At 58.8% G+C, this 17,973-nt stretch carries 14 protein-coding genes; 5 read left to right on the top strand and 9 right to left on the bottom strand.

The window, feature by feature from the left end:
* Positions 1 to 153: 153 nt before the first annotated feature.
* Together DXB98_RS05655 and DXB98_RS05650 are read left to right on the top strand one after the other, a co-directional pair.
* Positions 154 to 1,287 (top strand): LacI family DNA-binding transcriptional regulator, encoded by a 1,134-nt coding sequence (locus DXB98_RS05655; RefSeq protein WP_233504058.1) that lies wholly within the window; start codon positions 154 to 156, stop codon positions 1,285 to 1,287.
* A gap of 213 nt (positions 1,288 to 1,500) precedes the next feature.
* Complete coding sequence (locus tag DXB98_RS05650; RefSeq protein WP_117743438.1) at positions 1,501 to 2,706, top strand: ATP-binding protein; 1,206 nt, start codon at positions 1,501 to 1,503, stop codon at positions 2,704 to 2,706.
* Between the two features lie 201 nt (positions 2,707 to 2,907).
* Here the strand turns inward: DXB98_RS05650 and DXB98_RS05645 are convergent, their stop codons facing one another.
* A complete protein-coding gene (locus DXB98_RS05645; RefSeq protein WP_117794809.1) occupies positions 2,908 to 3,558 on the bottom strand; it encodes an HAD family phosphatase in 651 nt (216 codons plus the stop codon).
* 167 nt (positions 3,559 to 3,725) lie between these two features.
* Here DXB98_RS05645 and DXB98_RS05640 point away from each other — a divergent pair, with 167 nt between their 5' ends.
* Entirely contained in the window at positions 3,726 to 4,604 is an 879-nt protein-coding gene (locus DXB98_RS05640; RefSeq protein WP_117743436.1) for an ATP-dependent sacrificial sulfur transferase LarE, read from the top strand.
* Positions 4,605 to 4,899: 295 nt separating this feature from the next.
* Here DXB98_RS05640 and DXB98_RS05635 read toward each other — a convergent pair whose 3' ends face one another.
* The gene (locus DXB98_RS05635; protein WP_158553155.1) at positions 4,900 to 6,594 is read right to left on the bottom strand and encodes an ATP-binding protein; all 1,695 of its coding nucleotides are present in this window, start codon (positions 6,592 to 6,594) and stop codon (positions 4,900 to 4,902) included.
* A gap of 369 nt (positions 6,595 to 6,963) precedes the next feature.
* On the bottom strand, positions 6,964 to 7,614 hold the full coding sequence (locus tag DXB98_RS05630; RefSeq protein WP_117734855.1) for an HAD family phosphatase: 651 nt from the start codon (positions 7,612 to 7,614) through the stop codon (positions 6,964 to 6,966).
* A gap of 216 nt (positions 7,615 to 7,830) precedes the next feature.
* Here DXB98_RS05630 and DXB98_RS05625 point away from each other — a divergent pair, with 216 nt between their 5' ends.
* Complete coding sequence (locus DXB98_RS05625) at positions 7,831 to 8,814, top strand: DNA/RNA non-specific endonuclease (RefSeq protein ID WP_117743434.1); 984 nt, start codon at positions 7,831 to 7,833, stop codon at positions 8,812 to 8,814.
* Positions 8,815 to 8,928: 114 nt separating this feature from the next.
* Here the strand turns inward: DXB98_RS05625 and DXB98_RS05620 are convergent, their stop codons facing one another.
* The 4 genes from DXB98_RS05620 to DXB98_RS05605 form a co-directional block, all read right to left on the bottom strand.
* Positions 8,929 to 11,004 (bottom strand): translation factor GTPase family protein, encoded by a 2,076-nt coding sequence (locus DXB98_RS05620; RefSeq protein ID WP_117743433.1) that lies wholly within the window; start codon positions 11,002 to 11,004, stop codon positions 8,929 to 8,931.
* Positions 11,005 to 11,312: 308 nt separating this feature from the next.
* Positions 11,313 to 12,077 carry an amino acid ABC transporter ATP-binding protein gene (locus tag DXB98_RS05615; protein WP_117743432.1) on the bottom strand — a complete coding sequence of 255 codons (765 nt, stop codon included), beginning with the start codon at positions 12,075 to 12,077 and terminating at the stop codon, positions 11,313 to 11,315.
* A complete protein-coding gene (locus tag DXB98_RS05610) occupies positions 12,070 to 12,723 on the bottom strand; it encodes an amino acid ABC transporter permease (RefSeq protein WP_233505102.1) in 654 nt (217 codons plus the stop codon). Before DXB98_RS05610 ends, DXB98_RS05615 begins: the two co-directional genes overlap by 8 nt.
* A 146-nt stretch (positions 12,724 to 12,869) precedes the next feature.
* Positions 12,870 to 13,730 carry a transporter substrate-binding domain-containing protein gene (locus DXB98_RS05605; protein ID WP_117743430.1) on the bottom strand — a complete coding sequence of 287 codons (861 nt, stop codon included), beginning with the start codon at positions 13,728 to 13,730 and terminating at the stop codon, positions 12,870 to 12,872.
* A gap of 337 nt (positions 13,731 to 14,067) precedes the next feature.
* On the opposite strand from DXB98_RS05605, the gene rlmD reads away from it, so the two are divergent.
* Positions 14,068 to 15,516 carry a 23S rRNA (uracil(1939)-C(5))-methyltransferase RlmD gene (rlmD, locus tag DXB98_RS05600; RefSeq protein WP_117734841.1) on the top strand — a complete coding sequence of 483 codons (1,449 nt, stop codon included), beginning with the start codon at positions 14,068 to 14,070 and terminating at the stop codon, positions 15,514 to 15,516.
* Between the two features lie 100 nt (positions 15,517 to 15,616).
* On the opposite strand, the gene DXB98_RS05595 is transcribed toward rlmD, so the two are convergent.
* Together DXB98_RS05595 and DXB98_RS05590 are read right to left on the bottom strand one after the other, a co-directional pair.
* A complete protein-coding gene (locus DXB98_RS05595; protein WP_117734840.1) occupies positions 15,617 to 16,438 on the bottom strand; it encodes a phosphatase in 822 nt (273 codons plus the stop codon).
* A 165-nt stretch (positions 16,439 to 16,603) separates the two neighbouring features.
* On the bottom strand, positions 16,604 to 17,788 hold the full coding sequence (locus DXB98_RS05590; RefSeq protein ID WP_117743429.1) for a pyridoxal phosphate-dependent aminotransferase: 1,185 nt from the start codon (positions 17,786 to 17,788) through the stop codon (positions 16,604 to 16,606).
* Between the last annotated feature and the right edge of the window lie 185 nt (positions 17,789 to 17,973).

The following is a 17,973-nucleotide window of genomic DNA, read 5'->3' as shown; positions in this document are numbered from 1 at the left end:
CAAACCACCACGAAGGGGACAGGCACCTTTGTGGTGGTCGCGCTGGCAACGGCGTTTCCCCAGATAAAACCTGCCAAAATAAACCTGTCCCTTTTTGGTGGGTTTGGGATGCTACAATCTGGCTTGTACTTGAAACGCATCAAAGGGGCCGCTATGGCAAAGGTAAAAATCAGCGACGTCGCGCGCGAGGCCGGGGTTTCGCTGGGCACGGTTTCCAACGCGCTCAACCACCCCGAAAAGCTGCGCCCCGAGACCCTCAAGCTCATCAACGAGACCATCAATCGCCTTGGCTACCTGCCCAACCAAAGCGCTCGTCAGCTCGCGGGCGGCGCCACCAAGTCCTTTGGCCTGGTCCTCCCCCGCCTCGACCATGGTTTCTCGCTCCAAATCGCCAGCGGCGCCCACAACGAGGCCCGCAAGCACGGCTACGACTTGCTCATCGCCAACGCCGATAACGACGATATTCTCGAGGACCATTACCTGCGCTATTTTATGGGCACGCAGATGTCCGGCGTCATGGTTCAGCCCATGGCATCCCCCGATTGGCACCCCGCCATGGCCAAGATGCCCGTGCCGATCGTCCACCTGGATATCCACTGTTCCGAGCCCGGTTACTACGTGGCCGCCGACAACGAGGCACAGGGGCGCATTATCGCCGAGCTCGCCATCGCCCGCGGCGCACGCCATATTGTCGTTGTGGGTCGAGCAGCATTCATGCAGCTCACCCTGCGCGTCCTTGGCATTCATAAAGCGCTCGCTCTACACCCCGATATCAAGATCGAAGTCATCGACGCCGGCGAATGGAATACCGCAGCCGACGGCTACAGCATCGGTGCCCAGATTGCCGAGCGCCCTGCTGACGAGCGCCCCGATTTTGTCATCGGCCTGACCGACGTATTGGCCTCGGGCGTTATCTCGGCGCTGGTCGACAAGGGCATTTCCGTCCCCGGCCAGATTCTTGTTGCCGGCTGCGATGGCAACCCGCTTGCCTGGAGCGGATCGGTCCCCCTCACCACGGTAGCACCACCGGGCTACGAGATCGGCCGCAAGGGCGTGCAGCTGCTCATGGAACAAATCGAGGATAAACCTGCCGCCAAGACCAAACGAGTCCGCATCGGCTCCGCCGCGCGCACCGTCACCACGGTCACGGCCACCGAGGACATTAACCGTCAGGAGCTCGTGCGCCCCTTCTTGCTCGAACGTATGAGCACCCAAAAGGCCGAGCAGCACCCGACGGGCCCATCCGCGGCCCCAATAACCGACATCAACCTGGGCGCCTACCTGTAACAAAAACGCCGCAACGGGAACAGCCCCGCTGCGGCGTTTTTGCTGGCCCCACGGGCCTTCCCCATTTAGCCGGACCTGCGGCTACGGATATTTATGGAATGTAATCCATTTTTCATTAGCTTTTTTGTTAAAATAGACTCAATTCCATATTTTTAGATATTTCCTATAAGTATTGATTTTGCTCCAGTTTTTTCTCGCCAAGAAAGGGGTTTCATGAATCTGATTGATCGCAAACGGTACCTCGACTGGCTCATTTCGTGGAAAGACTCACACGTCATCAAGGTCGTTTCGGGCGTGCGAAGGTCCGGCAAATCAAAGCTATTCGAAATCTACCGTAGCTACCTGCGCGATCATGGAATCACAGGCGACCAGGTTATATCCCTCAACTTTGAAGACCTGGAGTTCGAGTCGCTTACGTCGTATAGAGCACTCTACGACTACATTTCCGCCAGACTCGTCCCCGATAAGATGAACTACGTTTTTCTGGACGAGATACAGCACGTCGAGCATTTCGAAAAAGCCGTCGACAGTCTTTTTATCAAGGACAATGTCGACCTCTACATAACCGGTTCCAACGCTTATCTGCTCTCGAGCGAGCTGGCAACTTTACTCTCCGGCCGCTACGTAGAGCTCAAGATGCTGCCCCTATCCTTTAAAGAGTTTTGCTCGGCAAAAACCAATGACGGAAAGGCTCCCGCGCAGTTGTTTGACGAGTACATAACCAGGGGCTCTTTTCCCTTTATCGCCGAGACGGGTATTCAGGGACCCCAGGCGCGCGATTATCTTATGAGCCTCTACGATACCATCGTCATACGCGACGTTATCGAACGCCTGAAGGTCTCGGACGTCCCGACCCTGCGCGATATCACCAAGTTCCTACTCCATAGCATTGGAAACCGGATCTCGATTAAAAAAATCTCCGACACGCTCTCGTCCAACGGCAACAAAACCGACCAGAAAACCGTAGCCAAATACCTCAAAGGCTTAACGGACAGCCTTGTGCTGTACTTTGCTCCGCGCTATAACGTGCGCGGTCGGCAGCTTCTTTCAACAAACGGCAAATACTACGCCGTTGACCTTGGACTTAGAGGTGCTCTCGTCAAAACCCAAAGCAGCGATATCGGTCATATCCTCGAAAATGTTGTTTATCTCGAGCTCCTACGCCGTGGATACGACGTCTACGTGGGCGATATCGACGGCGGGGAAATCGATTTTGTTGCCCTAAACTCAGACGAGACAGCCTATTTTCAGGTTTCAGCCACAACGCTCGACGAAACCACCCTCAATCGAGAGTTGGCCCCCTTTAAGAAAGTCCGAGACAACTACCCCAAGACGCTTCTTACGCTCGACACGCTGTTTGCGGACGCGAACTACGAAGGAGTCCGCAAGCGCAACGTGATCGACTGGCTCCTTGAGTAACTTGTAGCGTCATAACCCTCCGCCAGCTCCTTACCAAGGCCGCAGCCCCAGTCGCTTAAAGCACAATGCCCCTCTTATCAGCCAAAACAGCAATCTTGGCGTGATAAGAGGGGCTGGCTGCGTCAGCGCCTCCACGCAGGCGCCGTTGCCGCCACCGTCCCGCGGGATCGGGCGCGGGACATGGCGACTCACGTACAAACGCTAACACACGGCCTTGACCGCCGCCGTCAGATCGAACAACGTGTCGAGCACGGCCTCGCAGCCATCCACCACGTCCTGCGGCAGCGGCACGATATCGGGGACGGCAAAGACGTGGCAGCCGGCCGTGATGCCCGAGACGCAGCCGTTGCGTGAGTCCTCGACCACGGCGCACTCCTCGGGAGCAAAGCCCGCGCGCTCGCAGGCGAGCAGGTACATCTCGGGATCGGGCTTGCCGTGCGCGACGTCATCGCCGCAGGTCACCGTTTCAAACTTGTCAAAGAGACCGACCATCTTAAGGTTGCGCTCGGCGGTAACGTGGCGCGACGACGTCGCGAGGCCCACGTGATAGCCCGCAGCCAGCAGCTCGTCGAGGCACTCGGCGGCGCCGGCCTTAAGCTCCAGGTCGGTCTTGACCATCTCGTCGCGAATCTCCCTATGGCGACGATAGATTGCCTCAGCGGTTTCGCAGCTGTCGTAATGCTCCTCAAGGATGCCCATGACGTCGGGCAGCGTACGACCGATAAACTGATGGATCAGCGCATCATCAATCGCGAATCCCAGCTCGGCCGCGCCCGCCTTCCACGCCTTGATACCCAAACGCTCGGTATCGACCAGCGTTCCGTCCATGTCAAAAATAACGGCATTGATCATATCGGTCCCCTCACCGGATTGCATTACTGCCACTCTACCGCACTTTACAAACTTGTATATAACGTATATAGCATATTGCGCTTTCGTTACATAGATAGAAGTCTTATGACAAGCGGCTCGGTAGGATTATAGTTTTCGACCGAGTACTCAACGGCAAGGATCGATTCATGCTTTCAGACACCACCGCACCTGCAGAGGGGCTTCAGGACAAACTCGCAGCGCTCGAGCAGCTGCTTTTGGCATATGGACGCGTCACCATCGGCTTTTCCGGCGGCGTTGACAGCAGCTTTTTGGCCGCCGTATGCGCCCGCATCATGCCTGCCGACACGCTTCTCGTTCACCTCACCACGCCGCTCATCGGCACGCCCGAGCAGGCTTCGTTTGAGCGGGCGGTTGACGGGCAGGCCGATGAGGGGCCGCATTTCAAGCTCCCCGTGCTCAATCTTTCGGTCGATCAGTTACAGCTCCCCCAAGTAGCCTGCAACGATGCTAATCGCTGCTACCACTGTAAGCACGCCGGCTTTACCGCCATCGTCAACCACGCCAAGTCGCTGGGCTTTCCCACCGTCATCGACGGCAGCAACGCAAGCGACCGCGGCGACTACCGCCCCGGCATGCGCGCCGCCCAGGAGCTCGGCGTGCGCTCGCCGCTTATGGAGGTCGGCTTTACCAAGGACGAAGAGCGCGAGTTGCTGCGCGCCTGGGGATACCCCGTCTGGAACCTGCCGGCAGGAGCCTGCCTGGCCACGCGCGTCCCCACGGGCGAGGAGCTCACGCGCGAGAAGGTCGATGCAATCCGCACCTGTGAGGACTACCTGCACGACCTTGGCCTGGACCAGGTCCGCGCACGCCTCGTCGGCGGCTGCATGCATATCGAGGCCGCGCCGGCAGACGTCGCCAAGATCGCCGCCCTCGGCAGTACCGCGGTCAACGACGAGGGCAAGGCCCCGCTTCCCGCCGCCATCGAATCTGCGCTGCGCAACCTAGGCTGCGGCCATATCTCCCCCGAGGTCACCCCCTACATCCACGGCAACATGAACCTTTAGGTTACGCCGTTTTACAAACGGCGTAACTGCTCGGCGCTGCGCAGGCCCCGGGCGCGGCAATCTGACGTTCAACTTCACGGGCGCGACCAAAAGGTCAGCGCCCGCTTGTTTCACGTCACCTTACCGCACCCGGAGCCTGCTCGCTCGCATATGCTCAACCTGGACTGCGTTAACTGACCTACCAAAAGGGACAGGTTTATTTTGGCAGGTTTTATCTGGGGAAATATCGCGAGACAATCGCCCCTCCAGCACCCATCTGGCCTCGAGAGACACTAGAGAGGCGACCCGGCTGCATCTACTTCTTCCGATATCGGCGGTTACGACTCGTCGATGAACCCATTACTTCGATGAGCCCTTTATCCGCCATTTTTGGCAGATGGTAACGGACAGACGAAATTCTGACCCCCGATGCAACCGCTATTTCTCGCGCCGTCATATCCACTTCGGCGCTGAGAGCCTCCAGGATCCTATCCGCCGTCGAAGCTGACGGTTCTCTGTTCCTATCGATAATTTCGAACGTGTCTTTGCCGCATTTTGACAGGGCATGTTTATCTACAAGGTCCCCGCAGATCAGGCGAATGTCATCCGAATCCCACTTCAGGGCCTCTCGTATTTTTTGAACATCGCATACGCACCCATGCTCCCGCATAAACATGAGCAATGTTTCTTCGCGATCCGTCAGCTCGGTGCCCACATGGTTCTGAATCCACGTGCGGTTTTCAGCAAGCTCCGCCCCGTGCCGGGAAAGCAGCACCGTAAACGAATCGGCCTTAACGATAAATTTCGGCCTGCCAAGCGAACGAGACTCCATCTCGCGAATCATAGCCGGGATGCCAGATCCCTGACTTTCCGCAACAGCCCCCTCAGCATGCTCTAACGGCGTCGCCCCCATCAGACTCATGAGCTTTGGGTTTCGGCAGCGCGATTCCCCGTCCGCAAGATTGTCCACCGTCTTTCCGCCCCAAAGCCCGCCGGGGTTTTTGATCTCTATTCTGTCTGGGTAGATATCGACGCTCACGGCCTGCCCCACAAACATGGGCGAATACTCTCGATGGATGCAGGCATTCGCCAAGGCCTCGCGCAAAACCTCCTGGGGTACTTCCCAATCTTCCCTTCTACCAGCGCCTCGCACTATCGCCGCTTTGCGCAAGTTTCGTCCGATCGCAGCGAGGGCATCTTCGATGCAGGCCGGAATCGGGCCATCGCACAACTGGCGGTCAATAAACCGGGGTTGCCCAGGAGCAGATTTTTCCACATCGGAATGAACGGCGACATCGATCATCAGCTTAGGATAGAACTGCTGGGGGTAGATTCCCGCCGACAGCAGCCCCGCGAGCTTCACAGCTCCATCCTTTGTAGTGATATTGAGTCTGGCCAGCTGCTTTTCCAGCGTATCGGCCCCGCGCAAAACGCGCGGGGTCTGCAGCCGGCGATTTGCGATAATGGACCGCACGACATCTGGATCCAAATCCTCGACTGTTGCCTCCGAAACCACCGTACCGTCTGCATCGCTCGGAAGCAACGCACTCTGTAGCTCATATAGCTCAGCGGGCGACATCTTGATATCTTTATCATCCACGCGCTTGTAGCTACCGTTCTGCACGCCGCGCGCGCCGATATAGCATGGCTTCGCTTTGAGCTCAAGTTCAAAGATGCGCACCAGAAGTACCTGGAGCCCGTCGACCTCGCCTCGATCAAGCTCATACCGTGGCGCATGGGTCACCACCGCCGCTGAGCCTCCGTCTCCGATACCCGAAACAAACTGGTCGCGCACCCTGTCGATAGCAAAGTTGGCAGAAGGAACAAATCCTTCGGCTTCGTTCAGGCCCAAAATAATGAGCCCGCCCGCAGTGTTCGCAAAAGCACTCACTGTCTCCCATACGTCTGCACTCAATTTATTCGTGCAGGCTTTAACTTCTACCGATGCGTCATCGGTCCCCCGCCTGCGAAGGCGCTCAACGATAAGGCCAAGAGGTTCATCCAACAGCATTGGCATTCCGTCTCTCTAAAACAATAGATTTATCTCTCTAAAGCTTAGTATATCTCTCTAACTTTAGAGAGATGAGCACCTTCTTTTAGAGAGAAATTTAGAGAGATGTATCGAATTCACTGCTAGATTACCTAAGGCCATCTCTCTAACCGACGTTCTCTTTAGAGAGACGTTTAGAGAGACGAGCGCATCTCTCTAACCATGGGCTCCGCTCTTTAAAGCGTACACATCCCAACCGTGCCATAAGTTGCGGCGGGCATTACCCCGCCAACCCGCCAAAAGAGGACGGGTTTATTTTGGCAGGTTTTATCTGGGAAAACGCAAGCGGGGCCACGCCGAAGCCACCGTCATCAGCCTCGGCGCATACCTTTAGCGCACGGCCCTGACCGCCGCCGTCAGATCGAACAGCGTATCGAGCACGGCCTCGCAGCCGTCCGCCACGTCCTGCGGCAACGGCACGATATCGGGAACGGCAAAGACATGGCAGCCGGCCGTGATGCCTGAGACGCAGCCGTTGCGTGAGTCCTCGACCACGGCGCATTCCTCGGGAGCAAAGCCCGCGCGATCGCAGGCGAGCAGGTAGATCTCGGGATCGGGCTTGCCGTTCAGGGTATCCTCGTTGCAGGTCACCGTCTCAAACCTATCAAAGAGGCCGACCGTCTTAAGGTTGCGCTCGGCCGCAACGCGGCGCGACGACGTCGCAAGGCCCACGTGATAGCCCGCAGCCAGCAGTTCGTCCAGGCACTCGGCGGCGCCGGCCTTAAGCTCCAGATCGGTCTTGACCATCTCGTCGAGAGCATCCCTGTAGTGGGCTTCGACCGTCTCGACGATTTCGCGGCTGCCGTAATGCTCCTCAAGGATGTCCCTGACATCAGGCATCGAGCGACCGATAAACTGATGGACCAGCGCATCATCAATCGCAATCCCCAGCTCGGCAGCGCCCACCTTCCATGCCCTCACGTCCAAACGCTCGGTATCGACCAGCGTTCCGTCCATGTCAAAAATGACAGCCTTGATCATATCGGTCCCTTCATCGGCTTGCACGGCCTTCGTTACCGTCACTCTACCGCGCTTTACAGCTTGTATATAACGTATATATCATATTTGGCTTTCGCTACATGAATCAATAGCCTACCAAAAAGGGGCAGGTTTATTTTGGCAGGTTTTATCTGGGAAACGACCTGCGGCGTCTCCTGCTAGACTGGTAGATTCGCAACCGACTAACCAGGAGCCCCCATGTCGCGCAAGTCCGCCTACAAGCAAGTACTTTCCATCGGCACCGCCGTGGTGCTGGGGTTTGCGCTGTTTACGGGATCGATCGACGGAGCGCCCAAGCTGTTGTCGCCGCAAAGCGATGAGCAGGCGGCGGCTCTGGCCGAGAAGCAAAGCGAGAGCCCCAACCGCACCGACGACGAAGCGGACTTGGTCGCCCGGCTCGAATCGGGAACGGCGAGCTCCCCGGACCCTCAAAACAGCCAGGACTCTGGCGATGGCTCCGATTCCGCCGCAACCGACACCGGCGACGGCGCTTCCGCGGACAGCGCCGCCACCCCCATCGACGAGGTCGAAAACCCCGATCTCGACCGCGCCCGCGGCGTATATCTCAGCAGCATCCCCGACTACGCCGGCAACCCCTACGTTACCCTTCGCGCCGACGGCACGCATCCGCTCGGCACACCGTCGTTCACGCTCGATGAATACGAACGGGCCACCGAAGAAGGATGCTTTAAGAGGTTCTCAAAGCTCGACAGCCTGGGCCGTACCCGCAAAGCACTCGCCTGCATAGGACCCGAATCGCTCGGTCAGGGCAAGCGCGGCGATATCTCGCGTATCCACCCCGCCGGATGGCACCAGCAGCGCTACGACTTTATTCCGAGCCAGAGCCTCTATAACCGTTGCCACCTTATCGCTTGGTCGCTCTGCGGCGAAAACGCCAACCGCAAAAATCTCCTGACCGGCACGCGCTATCTCAACGAGACGGGCATGTTGCCCTTCGAAGAGCAGATCCTCGGCTATATCCGCGACACGGGCAACCACGTGCTCTACCGCGTCACGCCCATGTACAACGAAGAGGAACTCGTCTGCCGCGGTGTCCGCCTCGAGGCGCAGTCGGTCGAGGACCACGGCAAGACACTGTGCTTCCACGTGTACTGCTACAACCTGCAGCCGCATGTGCAGATCGACTACGCCACCGGCCGCAACCAGGCCTCGGGGGATTAGCCCCGAGCCACGACAAGAACCGATTTGCAACCCCACCGGGGATCAAAAAGGGCCGCTCCGGATCACCCAGAGCGGCCCTTGCATCGGCACGTATGTTACAGGCAACGTCACACGCTACTTGGCGCGGCCCTCCTCATAGCGCTCGACCAGCTTGGCCTGAACGTCATAAGGCACCTGCTCATAGCCCGCGGGCTTCATGGTAAAGTCGCCCGTGCCGCGCGTGATAGAGCGCAGGCGCGTCGAGTAATCCGTCAGCTCGGCCAGCGGCGCCTGGGCGATGACCACGGTGTCTCCGCGCTCATCGGTCTCCATGCCCGTCACGCGACCACGCGAGGCCGAGATGTCGCCCATCACGGCGCCGGCGTAGCTCTCGGGGATCGTCACCGTGATTTCCTCGATGGGCTCCAGCACCACCGGGTCGGCATCGGCGCACGCCTTGCGCAGGCCGATGCGGGCCGCCGCGCGGAACGCCATCTCGTTGGAGTCGACGCTGTGATACGAGCCGTCGTACACAGCCACGCGAATGCCCGTGAGCGGGTAGCCGGCGATGATGCCGTCCTTCATAGTCTCCTGAACACCCTTATCCACGGCAGGGATCAGCGAGCGCGGAATGCGGCCGCCCACGACCTCGTCCACAAACTCATAACCGTCGCTCGTACCGTCGGCGGTAATCATCGGCTCCACACGCAGCCAGCAGTCACCATACTGACCGGCACCACCAGTCTGCTTCTTATGACGACCCTGAGCACTTGCCGTGCGGCGGATGGTCTCGCGATACGGGATACGGATCGGCACGCTCTTGGCAGCGACCTTGGTGCGGTCCTCCAGACGATTGAGCAGGACCGAAACCTGCGCCTCACCCACGGCGGAGATAATGGTCTGGCCGGTCTCCTCGTCGCGGTCGATGCTCATGGTCGGATCGGCCTTGCAAGCCTTCTCGATAAACGTGTAGAGCTTCTCTTCGTCGCCGCGGTTCTCGGCTTCGATGGCGATACGGTACTGCGAGTTGGGGAACTTAAACGCCGCAGCCTCGACCTTACCGGTAATCGAGAGTGTATCGCCCGTCTCGGCAGCCAGCTTGGGCGCCACGATGATATCGCCGGCATACGCGTGCCCGACCTCGGCCATGTCGCGGCCGCACATCACATACAGGTGAGCCAGACGCTCGCCCTTGCGCGTGCGCGCATTGACCAGCTCAAGGCCCGGCTCAAGCGTACCCGTCAGCACCTTGATAAAGCTGATGCGACCCTGCTGCGGATCGGCCAGGGTCTTAAACACAAACGCCACCGGGCGGTCATCGTCGCTCGAGATCTTGAGCGAATCGCCATCGATAAGCGGCATCTCGCCGTAGTCCGTCGGCGCCGGGAAGTACGTGGCAATATCGTCCATCAGCGAGTTGACGCCCTGCTCCTTAATGCAATCGCCCGCAAAGACCGGCACAAAGATGCGCTCGGCGATCGCCTTGGACAACAAGCCCTCAAGCTCTTCCTGCGTCAGTGTCTCCTCGCCTTCCAGGTATTTCATCATCAGCTCATCGTCGGCCTCGGCAACGAGTTCGCACAGGTGGTCGTGGGCCTGTTCGGCCTGGGTACGATACTCCTCGGGGATCTCCGACTCAACGGCTTCAGCGCCGTTGCAATGGCGCGCCTTCATGCGCACCAGGTCGATGATGCCGTCAAAGTCCTCGCCCTCGCCCCAGGGAAGGGTCACGGCGCCCAGACGCGCACCAAAGCGCTCCTGCAGCAGGTCCATCGTGGTCGCAAAGCTGGCCTCGGAACGCGACAGACGGTTTACGAACACCGCACGCGCCAGACGCAGGTCCTCGGCGGCATACCAGAGCTTAACCGTCGTAGGCTGCGGGCCGGCCTCGGCGTCGACAACAAACAGAGCCGTCTCGCAGACGCTCATCGCGGCATAGGCGTCGCCGATAAAATCGGGATAGCACGGGGCATCGAGCACGTTGATGCGCGCACCCTTCCAGTCGATCGGCGCAATGGTCGTCGAGATGGAAAATGCACGCTTGACCTCTTCGGGGTCATAGTCAAGCGTGGGCTTGGTGCCGTCGTGGCCGCCCAGGCGGGCGGTCTTGCCGGAAAGGTGGAGCATGGCCTCGGCGAGTGAAGTCTTGCCCACCCCGCCTTGGCCTACGAGCACCACGTTCCTTACGTTACCGGTCTTGGGAGCACCCATGATGACCTCCTTGCAGGGCCGCGCGCAATGCGCGACGCCAACGGGGAGAGTTCGCGGTCGGTGCCGTCCCGGGAGCAGCATGGTCGGCAGCCGAGCCGACTCACCCTCCAAATGTCCTATGCCACCACCCTACCCTTGCATCCGCCTGTCCATGCACACCTTTCGGCGCACGTATGAATACAGACGGCGAGAGGCCAGAGCAAACGTGCGAGGCGATTATTAAACCCCATCGATACAAATAAAAGCCGCCGCAGGCCGTAAGACCTGGCGGCTTCGCCTCAATTAAAAAGTTGAGTAAATAGCTGAGCCTACCCCTCGATACGGCTCAAGAACTCGCGGGTACGCTGCTCGCGTGGATGGTCGATGACCTGCTCGGCAGGACCTTCCTCGACAATACGGCCGCCGTCCATAAAGACCACGCGGTCGGCAACATCGCGCGCAAACTGCATCGCGTGGGTCACGATCACCATCGTCATGTTCTGCGCCGCAAGGTCTTTAATGACACGCAGCACCTCGGCCGTCAGCTCTGGATCGAGCGCCGAGGTCGGCTCATCAAAGAACAAGATTTCCGGGTCGAGCGCCAGGGCGCGGGCAATACTCACGCGCTGCTGCTGGCCGCCCGAAAGCTCGCACGGCACCTTGTTCTCGTTGCCCACAAGCCCCATCTGAGCAATCAGCTCGTGCGCACGAGCTTCCGCCTGCTCGCGCGGGCGCTTAAGCACGCGGATCGGCGCGTCGGTGATGTTTTTCATCACGGTATAGTGCGGAAACAGATTGTAGTTCTGAAACACCAGACCAAACCGCGAGCGCGCCTGCTTGGGCACATCGCCCTTCGCATACACCGCGCCCGAACCCGCATCCGTCGCGACGGCAAGGCCGCCAAACGAGAGCGAGCCTCCGTCGAGCGTCTCGAGCAGTGTGGCGCAACGCAGCAGCGTGGACTTGCCGCCACCCGAAGGCCCGATAATCGCCACGACCTCGCCACGCTTCACCTCAAGCGAGATATCCTTGAGAACCTCATTGCCGCCAAACGCCTTGCGCGCGCCTTCGATCTTCATCACTGAGTTAGTCATGGTAATAGTCCAGCTTCTTTTCGGCGGCGCCCAGCAGCATCTCGACCACAAAGTTAAAGACCCAGTAGATCAGCGCCGCGATTGCAAACGGCACCATGTTCACTTGCGAGGCAACCAGCGCCTTGGCCGTCGAGAACATCTCGCCCACGCCAATGGCAAATGCCAGCGACGTATCCTTGACCAGCGTGATAATCTCGTTGCCCATCGCCGGCAAAATGCGCTTAGCGACCTGCGGCATCACAATGTACAAAAATGTCTGCAGGCGCGAATAGCCCAGCACCTCGGCAGCCTCGTATTGACCACGCGGAATAGACTGCAGGCCCGATCGATAGATTTCGGCAAAGTAGCCGGCGTAGTTGATGATGAACGCCACAACGCACGCCGTCCATTTGGAATCGGGTGTGAGCGAGATGCCAAACACGTAGTACGGGGCAAAGTAGATGGCAAACATCTGCAGCATGAGCGGCGTGCCACGCATGACCGAAATGTAGATGCGCGCAATCCAGCGAAGCGGCGCGATTTTGCTCATGCGCATAAACGCCACGGGGATTCCCAGTGGAATCGACCCGAGCAGCGTCAGCACAAACAGCTGCAAGCTGACCAAGAATCCCTGGCCAAGCATCTGCATCATGACTTGGATAGACAACCTACCCTCTCTTTCGCAACAGCAGAACAGCGGATCTTATTCTCAAATAGGCGCAGTGCCCAAGACTGCGAGCGACAAGCCCGACGAAGCGTACTTTGGTACGCGAGGAGGGTTTGAGCGGCAAGATCGGGTTCCTGGGAAAGCCGTTATTTGAGCACCCAATTATCGAAGGAAAGACCGTAATCTGCATACTTGTCGCAGAGGTCCTTAACCGTGCCGTCCTCGTAGAGCGCCTTGAGCGACTCGGTTACAGCATCGGCCGACTTGGTGTCGCCCTTCTTAAAGCCAACGGCGTAGTGCTCGCTGGACAGCGGCTTGTCGAGCTGCGTATAGGCATCGGGCTTGGCGGCGAGCTGATACTGGGCAATCGAAAGGTCGCAAGCCACGGCATCGACCGCGCCGCTCTCGAGCTGCATAAACGCCGTGTTGTACTCACCGATGGTATCGAGCGTGGCAAACGTCGCGGCCAGATCCTTCTGGTCGCCCTCGAGCACATCCTGCGCAGCGGAATCGGTCTGGGTGATCACGGTCTTGCCGGCAAGATCGTCCCAGCTCTTGATGCCCGCATCCTTCTTGACCACCAGCACCTGCTCGTTGAGCATGTACGGCTCGGAGAACGTGTAGTCGTCCTCGCGGCCCTCCATGGTAAAGCCGTTCCAGATGCAGTTGATGGCGCCCGAGTTGAGCAGCGTGTCCTTGGCATCCCAGTCGATGGCCTCGTATTTGACCTCCCAGCCCTGCTTATCGGCAACAGCCTTGGCCAGATCGAGATCAAAGCCGGTGTACTCGCCGTCGTCGCCCACAAAGCCGTACGGAGGATAGGACTTATCAAAGCCCACCACGAGCTTCTTGGACTCCGCGGCACCCTTCGTATCCTTGGCCGCGGCAGAGCCGGCAACAGAGCCCTTACCGGCACCGCCGCCACAACCGACAAGACCAAGGCCGAGCACCGTGGCGAGCGAGCCGGCTAGACCAACAAACTGACGACGAGACATATCGGTATTCATGGTATTCCCCCTTGGTGGCACTTTAGTTAAGTAAAGTGAGTCATGTAACGTTCAGAATCATACACTTTACCTTGATAGAGTACAAGGGAGGATTTGCCCGCCGGGTGCCGGGGCAGGGGTTAAGTTTGCTGCTCTACAGTCCTGCTCACGACGGAGGCCACATTAAGTGGCCTCCTGTTCGTGCGGAACTCGCGACAAATTAAACTCCGCGCCGGGCGCCACTCAGCCGGGAGACAACGTGCTCGGAACCTTAAATAGCCTCCTCTCCAAACGGGCACGTTGAATGCACGGTACAATTGCTTCGGACTTTTCTTTTATTAAATAGTGGGGTTAATTCATGGCAGAATCTCGTGCGGAGCGTAAGGCTCGTCGTGCTTTGATCGAGGCGGCTGAGGGGTCGGGGGAGAAAAAATCTTCTAAGAAATCCAAGGCGTCTCAGGATGCGAAGGGTAAGTCGGCCAAGGGCAAGGCTAAGGCCAAGCGTTCTGGCTCTCGTCGGGGCGGGGATAAGGCATCTCAGACTCGCCCCAAGCACTCGCATAAAGATCCGGCTTCGGCTGCGCGCAAGACTGTGGACCCCAAGTCTCCCTGTTCGATCATGAAAGCTTGCGGTGGGTGCACGGCGCTCAATCGTCCTTATAAGAAGCAGTTGGCGGCCAAGCAGGCTGCTATGGAGGAACTGTTTGCTGAGCTCTGTGAGCGCGAGGGCATAACCGTCGATCCCATTCGCGGTATGGGCGTCACCCTAGGCGACCCGGGCAAATATCCTGCGCCGCGCGGTTTTCGTCATAAGGCTGCCACTCCGTTTGCTCCCGGTAAGGAGGGCGCTGTCCGCTGCGGTTTCTTTGAGCGCGGCACGCACAAGATCGTTGCCGTACCCGAGTGTCCTGTCGAGGCGCCGGGTGCTCGTCAGATTCTCAACGGTATCGCTCGCGAGGCCGAACGTCTGCACATTCCCGCCTTTAACGAAGACAAGCATCTGGGGCTGCTTCGCTATGCCGTCGTTCGCTGCGGCTGGCGCACCGACCAGATTATGGTCACCCTCGTGACCGCTCAGCGCGACTTGCCGTATGCGCAGGAGTTCTTTGAGGCCGTCGCCGCACTCGATCCGCATATCGTCACCGTTGCCCAAAACATCAACGGACGCCCCGGCAACGCCATTCTAGGCGAGGAGACCCGCATCGTGCATGGCGCCGAATGCATGCGCGACCAGCTGCTCGGCTGCGACTTCGACATCTCCCCCACCGCGTTCTATCAGACCAACCCGCAACAGACCGAGCTGCTCTACCAGCTCGCCATCGACGGCATGGACCTGCGCCAGGGCGACGTGCTTATGGATGCCTACTGCGGCAGCGGCACCATCGGCCTTTGCGCCGCAAAGGGTGCCCAGGACAAGGGCATTGGCATCATGCTGCTCGGTGTGGAGCGAAACCCCGCGGGCATTGCCGACGCGCGCCGCAATGCCGAGCTCAACGGTCTCACCCGCAGCGCTTGGTTTATGGCCGACGACGCCACCGACTACATCCTCGATGCCGCCGACAACAACGAACGCGTCGACGTCCTTTCCATCGACCCGCCGCGCGCCGGCTCCACCCCCGAGTTCCTCGAAGCCGCCTGCGCACTCAAGCCGCGCCGCATCACCTATATCAGCTGCAACCCCGTGACCCAAGAGCGTGACCTGCACCAGCTCCTCGACGGAGGCTATCGCCTGCTCAAGATCACGCCGGTCGACATGTTCCCCCATACCGACCACACCGAAACCGTAGCGATCCTCGGGCGCCGCTAGCCCACCCCAGTAGATTTTTGGGACATGCCTTAAAATCTACCGGCACAAGAAAGGGGGCGGCCCGTCTGGACCGCCCCCTTTCGTTGGCTATATGAGCCCGTTACATGCTCTTGCGCAGGTCGCACACGCCGGCTGCCGCCATCTCGCGCAGCAGCGTCTCGCGATCGCGCGTCACAATCAGGTCCAGCGGGAAATGAATCTCGTCGAGCATCTTGCGCGCCTGCTCGAGCTTGCCAATCGCCATACCAATGTGCGCGTCGGTCGAGATGCCAATCCCCACGCCCAGCTCGGCGCAGCGCTCGGCAATCTTGCGGCACACACCCCAATGCTCGGCATCGGTACCATGTTCAAGACTATGGTTGTTAATCTCGATAATCTTGTGCTTGGCCTTGGCCGCCAACAGCACCTCATCGATATCAAAGGGAACACCGGCGCGACCCGTGTGGCCCAGCATGAACACCTTGGGGTGCTCCAGGGCATTGATATACATCTCGGTCGTCTGGGCCAGCGTCGCGCCTTCAGCAATCTGTGAATTATGCACGCTTGCCACCAAATAATCCAAATTGCGCGTAACCAAATCGAACAGCGAATGCTGGCGGCTGAACGGATCGCCGGCAATATCGAGCGTGACAGGAGTGTCCTCGCCAAACAGGCTTCCGTCCAGCGAAACGATATCGGCCTCGGCACCGCGCAACACCAGCACGCCACTCCAAATGCGAGGCCAGACATCCTGGTTGATAAAGAACTGGTAGCTACGCAGGTCATTGGGGCAAGGCGAAACCATAGAGCTCAGATGGTCGGCAGATCCGAGCACCTGCAGGCCACGCTCTGCCGCCCAGTACACATTCTCCTCAATGGTCGAATATGCATGCGCAGAGAACATCGTATGAGTATGGATATCACAAGAAAGCAGGTAGGGCATCGGATCTCCTTATCCGGCATGGCCGTCGCGTATATTCATTGTACGCATAGCCTTCGATAGTCGTAAAACTGCTTCATCCCAATCACACAACGGCATAGACAACGGGGTCTGGCTTAAAACCAAACCCCGTTTCACGTAAAACATTGTAAGCAGAGCGCTTTACTTTCAAAGATATTCGTCGGCCAGTTGCTTCCAGGCAGGCAACGAATTGACGATGGTCTCGTAGCTCACGCAGTAGCCCAAGCGGAACCAGCCCGGCATGCCAAAGCTGTCCGAGGGAACCGCAAGCAGCTCATACTTCTTCGCGCGCTCACAAAAAGCGTTCGCATCGGGCTCCAGCGCCTTCACCCATAGGTAGAACGCGCCATTCGGCTCAACATAGGTGTAGCCGTACTCCGCCAGTGCATCGGTAAGCGCGGTGCGGTTGCGCGCATAGGCCTCGACATCGCTCGGTTCATCAATGCAGTCGATAATCACGCGCTGGAAGAGCGCCGGAGCGCACACGAAGCCCAGCGTACGGGCGGCACCGGCAACGGTGGGCATTAGACGAGCTGCCTGAGGATTCGTATTGGGAACCAGGATCCACCCCACGCGCTCGCCCGGCAGCGACAGCGACTTGGAGTACGAATAGCACACGACGGTGTGCTCGTAAATCGAGGGTACCCAAGGCACCTCGGCGCCGTATACAATCTCGCGATACGGTTCGTCCGAGATCAGCATGATCGGATTCTCGGGATCGCGCTTGGCGTTGACCTCGCACAAAACTTTAGCCAGGCGCGTCAAGGTATCGCGCGTATACACAGCGCCGGTCGGGTTGTTGGGTGAGTCGATAATGACGGCAGCCGTCTTATCGGTAATCGCCTTGAGCACGTTATCCACGCTCAGCTGGAACGTATCTTCATCGGCGAGCGCCTCGACACACGTACAGCCGGCCTTCTCAATCCACACGCGATACTCCGGAAAGTACGGAGCGATAACGATGACCTCGTCGCCCGGATTGGTAATCGCGTTGAGCGTACAGGTGAGCGAAGCCGCCGCACCCACCGTCATAAAGACATCCTTGCCCTCATAGCTCGTGCCAAAGCGGCGGTTGAGCGATTCGGCCACGGCGGTACGGCACTGCGGCAGACCCGGTGCAGGCGTGTATCCATGCAGCTGGTCGCTCGGCAGCTCCAAGGCCTTCTTAATGGACTCAGCCACGGCGGCAGGTGCCGGAACGCTCGGGTTACCCAGTGAGAAATCGAACACGTTTTCCGCGCCGATCTGTGCCTTGCGCTCAAGGCCGTAGCTAAAGATCTCGCGGATGATGGAGCTCTCCGCACCGCGCGCATACATAGTATCGTTGATCATCTGTTCCCCTTTCGCATAGGCGCTATTGTACGCTTTAGCCGAGCAAAGTGCCGCAGCAATGTTGATTGGGGACAGACTTAAATGCGTGAAAACGCTCATTTAAGTCTGTCCCCAATCAACAGATGGCTCCATATCGCTCAAAAGAAAAGGCTCTGTTAGACCAGGATTGACATTCTGCCCCGTCA

The organism is Collinsella sp. OM07-12 (assembly GCF_003438275.1).
In the GTDB taxonomy this organism is placed as follows: Bacteria; Actinomycetota; Coriobacteriia; order Coriobacteriales; family Coriobacteriaceae; genus Collinsella.
Note: the sequence above shows the minus strand (reverse complement) of the source record. Positions and strands in the feature narration are given on the sequence as shown.